The sequence below is a fragment of the Streptococcus sobrinus DSM 20742 = ATCC 33478 genome (assembly GCF_000686605.1).
Taxonomy (GTDB): Bacteria; Bacillota; Bacilli; order Lactobacillales; family Streptococcaceae; genus Streptococcus; species Streptococcus sobrinus.
The window spans coordinates 1-8,590 of record NZ_JMLC01000043.1; the positions used below are offsets into that span (position 1 = coordinate 1).

At 43.4% G+C, this 8,590-nt stretch carries 7 protein-coding genes and 1 pseudogene; 6 read left to right on the forward strand and 2 right to left on the reverse strand.

The window, feature by feature from the left end:
* Nucleotides 1-177: 177 nt before the first annotated feature.
* On the forward strand, nt 178-870 hold the full coding sequence (locus tag BS63_RS0110045) for a LexA family transcriptional regulator (protein ID WP_002960597.1): 693 nt from the start codon (nt 178-180) through the stop codon (nt 868-870).
* A gap of 441 nt (nt 871-1,311) precedes the next feature.
* On the opposite strand, the gene BS63_RS0110050 is transcribed toward BS63_RS0110045, so the two are convergent.
* Complete coding sequence (locus BS63_RS0110050; RefSeq protein ID WP_028798573.1) at nt 1,312-3,588, reverse strand: Xaa-Pro dipeptidyl-peptidase; 2,277 nt, start codon at nt 3,586-3,588, stop codon at nt 1,312-1,314.
* Between the two features lie 115 nt (nt 3,589-3,703).
* On the opposite strand from BS63_RS0110050, the gene gla reads away from it, so the two are divergent.
* Nucleotides 3,704-4,606 carry an aquaglyceroporin Gla gene (gene gla, locus BS63_RS0110055; protein ID WP_002960592.1) on the forward strand — a complete coding sequence of 301 codons (903 nt, stop codon included), beginning with the start codon at nt 3,704-3,706 and terminating at the stop codon, nt 4,604-4,606.
* A gap of 140 nt (nt 4,607-4,746) precedes the next feature.
* Here the strand turns inward: gla and BS63_RS0110060 are convergent, their stop codons facing one another.
* Nucleotides 4,747-5,649, reverse strand: coding sequence for a sulfite exporter TauE/SafE family protein (locus BS63_RS0110060; protein WP_019785150.1), 903 nt, complete (start codon nt 5,647-5,649; stop codon nt 4,747-4,749).
* 112 nt (nt 5,650-5,761) lie between these two features.
* Here BS63_RS0110060 and BS63_RS0110065 point away from each other — a divergent pair, with 112 nt between their 5' ends.
* The 4 genes and pseudogenes from BS63_RS0110065 to BS63_RS0110080 all read left to right on the forward strand — a co-directional run.
* Complete coding sequence (locus BS63_RS0110065; RefSeq protein WP_002960589.1) at nt 5,762-6,514, forward strand: CppA N-terminal domain-containing protein; 753 nt, start codon at nt 5,762-5,764, stop codon at nt 6,512-6,514.
* Entirely contained in the window at nt 6,511-7,431 is a 921-nt protein-coding gene (locus BS63_RS0110070) for a serine hydrolase domain-containing protein (protein WP_002960587.1), read from the forward strand. The genes BS63_RS0110065 and BS63_RS0110070 overlap by 4 nt, the downstream gene beginning before the upstream one ends.
* On the forward strand, nt 7,431-7,979 hold the full coding sequence (locus tag BS63_RS0110075) for a DUF1697 domain-containing protein (RefSeq protein WP_019774923.1): 549 nt from the start codon (nt 7,431-7,433) through the stop codon (nt 7,977-7,979). Before BS63_RS0110070 ends, BS63_RS0110075 begins: the two co-directional genes overlap by 1 nt.
* A gap of 103 nt (nt 7,980-8,082) precedes the next feature.
* Nucleotides 8,083-8,590: pseudogene (locus BS63_RS0110080) on the forward strand (transposase); the annotation flags it as partial.

The window sequence follows — 8,590 nt, forward strand, 5'->3', positions numbered from 1 at the left end:
TTTTTCCTCGGGTTCTGTTTGTGTGGTTACTTACAGTTTACACCAATGAAACGCTATGAGTTTTTTTGTTGCACTATATTTTACAATTTATCATGGCTTATAAAATAATTTCTTGCTTGGATCTCTTTTCTATGATATACTAATTGTAAGTTATAAAGCTAATGGTGAGGTGAGCTTATGTTTTCTGCTGAAAAATTAAAAAACCGTCGCAAGGAATTAGGTATGTCCCAGGCTGATGTTGCTAGGCATTTGGGGATTTCTCGGCCCTCTTACTTTAATTGGGAAAATGGAAAAACCAAGCCTAATCAAAAGAATTGGAATAAACTTAGTAAAATTTTGCAGGTCAATCCTTCCTATTTCTTGTCGGAGTATGAGATTGTTGAGACCTATGTTCAACTCAACAAGGCCAATAAAAAGAAGGCCGTCGATTTTGCCAACCGGCTTTTGGCTGAGCAAGGCAAGATGCGTTCTGGAGCTGGTCGCAAACTTTATGCCTACAAGGTTTATGAACGTCTGTCAGCTGGTACTGGTTATACCTACTTTAACGATGGCAATTACGATGAAGTTTTTTATGATGAAAAGATTGACCACGACTTTGCCTCTTGGGTCTTTGGGGATTCTATGGAACCAACCTATCTCAATGGTGAGGTGGTCCTGATTAAGCAGACTGGTTTTGATTATGATGGGGCTGTTTATGCAGTCGAGTGGGATGGTCAGACTTATATCAAGCGGGTCTATCGTGAACCAGAAGGTTTACGTTTAGTCTCTATCAACCAGCAGTATGCGGACAAATTTGCCCCTTACGATGAAAATCCAAGAATCGTCGGTAAGATTGTCGGCAACTTTATGCCTGTTGATGCTAGTGCTTAAGGGTAAAAAAACGGTCTGGAAATGAAGTGACCTTAACAGTTTGCCAGAAAATCTAAGGAATGAGGTATAGTTCAGGAATAGATCGCTTTTTCTGAACCTTGGATTTAGTTGGCGAGTCGGGGGTTGTTTTTCCTGAGACTCGGAATCATAATAAAAGACTCCTAGGAGCATCCCGAAGGATGGTTCTAGGAGTCTTTTATTTGTTGTTTGCGGTCATTGGTAGATTTGCTTCTTGAGGTAAGTATTTAAGTATTAACTAGGTGCAAAGCCAATTGGCTGGGCTTGGACTTCCGTTAAACTTTAGCTAGATGGATTGCTTAAGCATTGCTGAACCTGTGAGATGGGCCTTGAGCCCTTGAATCGACAATTGATAGTTGGACTGTCTCACTCTGCGCCCTGATATCTGTAGCTGCCAAGTATTGGTTCTTGGATGACTAAAGGTTAATCGTAGGGGAGGAGGAGTTGCGACTGGTTTAAATCGACAGTCAACTGGTAGTTGCTATTGTCTCGGATGGTATGTTCAAAGTCAGTAGTATAAAGAATCAGGCGAAGTTGATCGCCCTTGAATAGGCGGTAGATGCTGGGTTGCAGATCTAGTTGGAGTGTCATCCATTGGTTGGCCTCAACTTCTTCAATGGTCATCAGGCTATGACGATTTTGTAGATTGAGGACTGCCTTGCTGATGACGCGATAGGGTGTTTGGACGAAGGGAAGCTCCAGACAATTTTCTCGGATATAATTGCGACCATTGTCAATCCCTAGGGCCACCTTAGTTGTCGGAACATCCTTGTAGCGTTTCTTTGGCCCTACATCTAGGAGCTGGGCAGATAGGATACCCTTATTTATTGAGGATTTAACTCGTAAGTTCAGATGGGGACGTCCATTGAGCAGGAGGTCCTTATCTAGGGTTAAATCAAGAGTGACCTGGTTGGCCTTGTCCTCAAAGAGCTGGGCCTTGAAGATTTTGAAATCCTTAGCGTAGCGGTCGAAATCTTCTTGCTGATAGTGGTTGTTGACGACAGCTTGTTCCTGACCTAAATTGAGGGCCAGATAGTGGGCCCCACCAAAATTCTCCAAACTTTGCCAGGCCTGGTCTTGGCTATTGTCTTGCCAGATAATCCTTGGCAGTTGAAAGTCCCTACCTTGTCCCAGCAGTTTCTGGCTTAGGAGGGCGTTCATACTTTCTCGAAAGTCAATGGATTGCCAATTGTTCATGTAGACGTGCATACCATTGTGGAAGAAGAGGTGCTTGTTCAGGTTATCAGGTAAGGCCTGAAAAAATTGATAGGCATGAAGAGGCTTAACATTCCAGTCCTGGCTACCGTGAGTCAGGACGACCTCGGCCCTAACTTCTTTAGCATGGCTGACATAGTTTCTGTCCTGCCAGAACTGGTTATAGTCTCCCTTGGCTCTTTCCAGTTCCTGACTCATCTGCTTGAGGAAATTCTGGTAGTCTTGATTGCTGCGAAGATATTCGCCACCTAGGAGATTGCGGGAATAGGTATATTCGGTCAAAACATCCAGGTCTTCGCCAGGGTAACCACCTGGGCTGGAGATCAGACCGTTTTCTCGATAATAGTCATACCAAGAGGAAATTCCCGCTTCGGCAATGATGACTTCCAGACCATCAACAGCAGTAGTAGCTAGGCCATTGGACATGGTACCCAAATAGGAAATGCCCGTCGTGACCACCTTACCTGAAGCCCAGTCGGCTAGGACCTGACTGTTACGCTTGGGGCTGGTATAGGCGACCGCTCGACCATTGAGCCAGTCGATGACCGCTCGGAAGGCATTGATTTGCTGGTAGTCACCACTAGTCATAAAGCCCTCAGAAGCCAGGGTTCCAAGGCCTGAAACATAGATATTAGCAAATCCTCGTGCCAGTAAGTAGTCATTGAGGCTGTAGTTGGCAATATGAGTGAAAGTCTCGTTGGAGGTTTCTTGGGGGACTAACGACTTGTCGTAGCTCACCTGGGGAATAGGTTTTACTTCAACTTCAATTTGGCCGGCAGTTTTGACAGCTAGCTGGCCTTCCATCGTGTGCATTTTTTTATCATTAGCAACGGGATTAGTCCCTTGGTGGTAGGGGCTGGCCGTCATGGTTGTCGGTAGCAGTTGGTCAGCCTGGGGGCGTAGAATATGAACCCGAATCAGGTCTCTTTTGTCATCGCCATCGCTATCTAGGCTGGTTTCAACATAAACAACCTCACGGATATTTTGGTTGGTGTCGAAGGTTGCCAAACTCTTACCGTTGAAGTAGTTATAATGGTTGTCAACTGGAATGAGTCCCTGACTAATGAGCTTATCAATCAGGGTCATTCCTGTCTTCTGTCTGGTGGCCAAGAGTTGGTGGAGGTTGAGAAGAAACTCTTCCGCTCGAAATTGAATCGGAAAATTGGTTTGCTCCAGAAAATCTGTGACCTCCTCAAAATCTACATGAGGAACAAAGTCCAAAAGTTGGAGGGCAACCGTGTAGAAAATCTCCTCAGTCAGCGGTTTGTCCGATTGAAAGAAGCTCAGCAGATTGGTCTCCAGGTCAGCAATCCAGTTACTTAAGGGAATATCGGTGTCTCTATAGTGGAAGAAGGCCTTGCGCAGGAAACTTTCCAGATTGTCCTTGTTTGATTTTTTCAAGGAAACAGAGAAACCGAGTTCTTGCAATTCTGCTTCAGCTTCTTGTATTGAAGAGGAAATATAGCTAAATTGATTGAAACGCATGCTCTCACCTCACTAGTAAGCGTTTTATTTTGAGTAATGACTTTACTTTATCTATTATACTTGATAAAATGGTAGCTGTCTAAAAACTTGTTAAGGAGAAAGGAAGTCTAGACGAATGAATGAATTTTTTAAAGCAGCCCTGACACATGAGTGGCTAATTAAGTATGCAACTGAATTTATTGCAACAGCCCTGATGGTTCTGATTGGGAATGGTTCAGTAGCAAATGTTGAACTTAAGGGAACAAAGGGATATAAATCTGGTTGGTTAGTCATTGGATTTGGTTATGGTGTTGCTGTTATGTTGCCAGCTTTGATGTTCGGTAGCGTTTCTGGTAACCACATCAACCCAGCCTTTACGATTGGTATGGCTGTATCAGGAGCTTTTAAGTGGACCTATGTTCCAGGATACTTGATTGCTCAGCTCTTGGGGGCGATGTTTGGTCAGGCCTTGATTGTTCTTGGACATGCAGCCTTTTATCAAAAGACAGAAGATCCCAATGCTATCCTTGGTAGTTTTGCAACCATTGATGCTTTGGATGACGGTACAGAAGAAAGCCGTCGCCCAGCTACCATCAACGGTTTCATCAACGAATTCATTGGAACCTTTGTTTTGGTCTTTGGTGCTTTAGCCCTGACCAAGAACTTTATCGGGTCTGATTCTTTGAGAGAAATGGCTCAACAACTAGGTAACAATGCTTCCGTTAGTGATGTTGTTAGTATGTTTAAGCAACAAAGTCCAGTCTTCCCATTGACTTATAGTGGTTCATTGGCCGTTGCCCATATGGGACTTGGTTTCTTAGTCCTTGTACTGGTTATTTCCCTCGGTGGTCCTACTGGTCCAGCCCTAAATCCGGCGCGGGACTTGATGCCTCGTCTCTTGCACCATCTTCTACCTGAAACTGTTCTTGGCGAACACAAGGGTGATTCTAAATGGTGGTATGCTTGGGTCCCAGTTGTAGCACCTATCTTAGCCGGTATCGTCGCTGTGGCAGCTTTCAACGCTCTTTACAGCCTATAATAAAGTTGCATAAAAATAAAAGCGGGTATTGCACCTGCTTTTTTTGTAGCTTGAATTAATTGCGATTTCCGAGGAAAAGTAAATTTCCTCTAGGGGGGCGAACTAGTTTGGTTGTAGGATTGATGCTTGGTTCATAAAATCTACTTTGTAATTTTATGGCTATCAAGTTTCTTGACAAATGAAGAACGAATAAGCATGACGCCGGTGAAGATGACGATGGCGATGACTAGGGTCTTGAGGGTATCAATGTTGATGCTGGTCAGGAATTTAAAGGCGATAAGAACACCGATGACCCCGCCTAGGACCAGACCAGCATAACCAGTCCAATTGACCCGGTCAGCCTTAATAAACTGTGTACTGGAAGCGGTCATAATCATAGCAGCATCCAGCATCATGACTGGCATGGCAATTGCTGGGCTCAGTCCCATTAGGGAGAAGAAAATGAGTTCTGGTGCGTAATTTCCCAGCCCCATGGTCATAAGAACGCCAATGGTGAAATTGAAGACCACCCCTACAACTAGCCAAATACCATGGAGACCGTGAACAGTTGTTGAAAGTCCCCCTCCAGGGTTGGTCAGCATGCGGTAGGCCATGATAAGAGCTGCGACAATTAGGAGGCTACCTAAGATTAGTTGAACCAGACGCTCGTTCCAATTCTTAGTGATCCGGGTTCCAAAGAGAGCCCCGAAAAAGGAAGCAGAAGCCATCAAAATCAAGGTTAGCGGTTCTACCTTGACCGCAGAAATGAAGCAGATAGCTTCAACCATGACAGGGATAACATGGGCCGCGTTCATAGTCCCTGGTAACTTGGTGTCATCATCGTTTAATTTAGTCAGTTTAAAAAGGGTTGTCGTAGTAGCAAAGGAGCCGATGCCTAGAGTATCTAGCATATCGGTGACCAGTCCAATCCAAAAGCCAGTTATAAAACGCTGAAAAATATTTATTTTTTGGCGGCGAATATGGATGGTTAGCTCGATGATAATGATAATCATGGCCAGCACTAGGGTCGCCTGAATTAGGTGTAAAATTAGATTTTCATTCATGTACTTAGTTTACAGAAAATGCTACTAATAGTAAATAGTTTTTGCTTAAAGCATATAATTATTTGTCAAATGAAGAGAATTTGACTAAAATGGAAGAAGTTAGGAGTAGAATATGACATTATTTTCAGGAATTACTTTAGTAACACCAGTTCTTCGTATCAATAACCGCGAGCGTAATACCGAGTTTTATCGGAAGAATCTAGGATTCAAGGTCTTAAAAGAAGAAAACTCTCAAGTCTTTTTTGGAGGTCATCAAGAAAAGCTTGTTAGATTTTCGATTGAAGAATCCCCTTCTATGCGAGTTAGGGCTGTTGAGGGTCCTAAAAAGCTGGCTAGTGTTATCATCAAGGCCGAAGACCCAAAAGAAATTGAGTCCTTACTGGCTAGTGGTGTTTCCTTCTCGCACCTTTTTAAGGGGGAAAAGGGATATGCTTATGAAATTTTGTCACCAGAAAATGATGTCATTCTTCTCCATGCTGAAAATGATTGGACCGGATTGGAAGAGATATCAAGAGAGGGGCTAACCTTTAGTTCTCTACCAAACTTTCAAGGTCTGTCGAATTTTACGATTGAACAATTAATTTTAAATGTGGCTGATTTACCAGAGTCTCAAGCTTTCTATAAAAAATTAGCTGGTTTAGACTTCCTTCCTGATTTACAAGAAGCTCAGGGAGAGGATTTAAAGGCAGCTGAGAATACGACTTGGGATCTGGAATTTATTGAGTATCATGTCCCTGCTGATTACGATTTCTTGGCTCTCAAAGCCTACTTTGAAGAGGCAGGCCTTTCTGTTTATCTGGACAGGGGACAAAGGGTACTTGTGGTTTCCGATCCTAGTCAAATTGAATTGTGGTTTAGTAAATGAAAAGAATACTAGAAAAAATTGAGCAACAAATTAAGGCTGACATCTACCATGGTGCCAGCCTTGCCCTTTATGACGGGATGTGGCAAGAATTCTATCTGGGAACCCAAGACGGACAAGAGGCGGTTGTTCCTGGCTTAACCTATGACTTGGCCAGTGTGTCCAAGGTTGTCGGTGTAGGTACAGTTCTGATTCAGATGGTCAAGGAAGGGAGTATCAAGTTAGACTTGCCCCTAGCAGCCTATTATCCAGACTTTACTAATCACAGTGTGACCATTCGTCAACTCTTGACCCACACCTCTGGTATTGTTCCCTATATTCCCAACCGAGATAAGCTCAATGCTAAAGGGCTGATTGAGGCCATTAATACTATCAAAGCGACGAATCAGCATGATTTCAAGTATACTGACATCAACTTTATTCTCTTGGGTCTGATGCTGGAGAATTTAACCAAACAAGGCCTACCGGATTTATTTGAACAGAGGGTTTTTAAGCCTTTTGCTATGAAGGAAACCAGCTTTGGTCCAGTCTCAGTAGCAGTGCCGACAGTAAAGGGAGTAGCGCCAGGTGTGGTGCATGATCCCAAGGCCCAAATCCTGGGAAATCATACGGGGTCGGCTGGCCTCTTTTCAACACTCAAGGATTTAGAAAGCTTTATGACCGCCTACTTGCAGAGGGATTTTGCTATATATCTCAACCATAATTTTGCTCCCTCGGGTTCAAAAGAACGCAGCCTAGCTTGGGATAAGCAGGGCGACTGGCTCCTGCATACAGGCTATACAGGAACCTTTGTCCTCTATAATCGAAAAACTCAGAAAGCCGCTATTTTTCTCTCCAATCGGACCTATGAAAAAGACCAGCGGGCTCAATGGATTCTAGACCGGGATCAATTAATTACTGTCATCAAGGAGGACCTCTGATGCGTTATGCTTTACTCTTAAGGGGGATTAATGTTGGCGGCAAGAATAAGATTGTCATGTCTGAACTGATTAGGCAGGTTGAAGAACTCGGTTACAGTCGAGTAACCACCTACATCAATTCCGGCAACCTCTTTTTTAATAGTGACCGACCAGAAAGTGATATCATTGCTGGATTTAAGGATTTCTTTGCCAACCTTTATCCTTTCGTGTTAACCTTCGCCCTTTTGTCAGCTAAGGATTTTGCAGCAGAAGACCTACCAGATTGGTGGGGGGACGATTTGGCCAGAAAAGATGTCCTCTTTTACACCGTAGATCTGGATAGGGAATTGGTACAAAGGGCTATTGAAAAGTTGGAATTGGCTGATGAGATTGTTCATTTCGGTGAGTTGGGTATCTATTGGGGTAAGTATCAGGAGAAGACCTTTCTCAAGACGACTTACCATAAGGCTTTGCTCAAACAGCCCTTTTATAAGGCTGTCACTATCCGCAATCACAAGACCTATGCTAAACTGGCAGACTATCTTGAGCTCCCCCAAGATTGTAGCTGATGTTCACATAGAGAAAGTAGTTAGTTTGATAAAAATCCACTTGAGAAAATGAACTGCACCCCAAAATTTGGACAAAGAATCTAATGATTGGGGTGCTTTTCTTATGAAATTAAGTTATGAGGATAAAGTTCAGATTTATACCTTAAGACAATCAGGGCAATCAATTCGTCAGTTATCTCAGCAGTATCAGGTAAATCCATCCATTATCAAATACCTAGTGAGACTCATTGATTGCCATGGTTTTGATGCTCTGACCAAAGGTCAAAAGAGCAACTATTCCCTGGAGCAGAAACAAGAAATGATAAATCAGGTCCTCGTGGATGGCCGAAGTCAAGGTGAGGTGGCTGTTGAATACGCCTTACCGAGTCGCTCCTTACTCACTAATTGGATAGCACAATACAAGAAAAACGGGTATACTATTCTTGAGAAAGCAAGAGGGAGACCTGTTAAGATGGGGCGTAAACCAAAGAAGAAACTGGAAGAAATGACGGAGTTAGAACGTCTCCAATATGAAAATGACTACCTTAGAGCGGAGGTGGCTGTGCTAAAAAAGTTGAGAGAGTACCGCTTGAGGGACGAAGCAAGGCTCAGAGAGCAACAGAAATTATTCA

What these genes read in the sequence shown, in the direction of transcription:
- BS63_RS0110060 (WP_019785150.1), bottom strand. Translation starts at nt 5,649, where the DNA reads ATGAATGAAAATCTAATTTTACACCTAATTCAGGCGACCCTAGTGCTG.
- BS63_RS0110065 (WP_002960589.1), top strand. Translation starts at nt 5,762, where the DNA reads ATGACATTATTTTCAGGAATTACTTTAGTAACACCAGTTCTTCGTATC.
- BS63_RS0110050 (WP_028798573.1), bottom strand. Translation starts at nt 3,588, where the DNA reads ATGCGTTTCAATCAATTTAGCTATATTTCCTCTTCAATACAAGAAGCT.
- BS63_RS0110070 (WP_002960587.1), top strand. Translation starts at nt 6,511, where the DNA reads ATGAAAAGAATACTAGAAAAAATTGAGCAACAAATTAAGGCTGACATC.
- gla (WP_002960592.1), top strand. Translation starts at nt 3,704, where the DNA reads ATGAATGAATTTTTTAAAGCAGCCCTGACACATGAGTGGCTAATTAAG.
- BS63_RS0110075 (WP_019774923.1), top strand. Translation starts at nt 7,431, where the DNA reads ATGCGTTATGCTTTACTCTTAAGGGGGATTAATGTTGGCGGCAAGAAT.
- BS63_RS0110045 (WP_002960597.1), top strand. Translation starts at nt 178, where the DNA reads ATGTTTTCTGCTGAAAAATTAAAAAACCGTCGCAAGGAATTAGGTATG.